Annotated in this window: 1 protein-coding gene; it reads right to left on the reverse strand. The window is 48.0% G+C overall.

All coding sequences use genetic code 11. The annotated features are described in order from the left end of the window. On the reverse strand, positions 1-398 hold a 398-nt coding region (locus tag M3210_RS20215), incomplete at both ends, for an IS66 family transposase (protein ID WP_251518109.1).

The raw sequence follows: 398 nt of genomic DNA on the forward strand, positions 1-398 counted from the left end.
GACCGTTCCGCCCGGTTGTTATCGATTTCCAGACGACCATCCTCTAAAAATACCACTAAACGGTCCCATTGATTACGACAATATTTGATTGCTTGCCCAAGTGCACTTTTCGGCAATACCCGGGGGGTTTGTTCACGGAGCCATGCTGAAAAAGCATCCAAAATGGGCTGGCTGCGTTCTAAGCGTTTTTTATAGCGTTCTTCAGGACTGGCGTCCTTCAATTCACGTTCAATAGCGAAAAGTTGGTTACAGAATGCTAGACCTTCCTTCGCCTTTACGTGGGTTGTTTTCGCCGATTCAGGAAGAGCCTGAAGGGCTTCCGTGAATTTGCGTCTGGCATGCGCCAAACAACCAACCAAGGTAACTCCAGCTATACCATTGTAACCTGCATAGCCATC

This window comes from Oceanobacillus luteolus (assembly GCF_023715655.1).
Classification (GTDB): domain Bacteria; phylum Bacillota; class Bacilli; order Bacillales; family Amphibacillaceae; genus Oceanobacillus; species Oceanobacillus luteolus.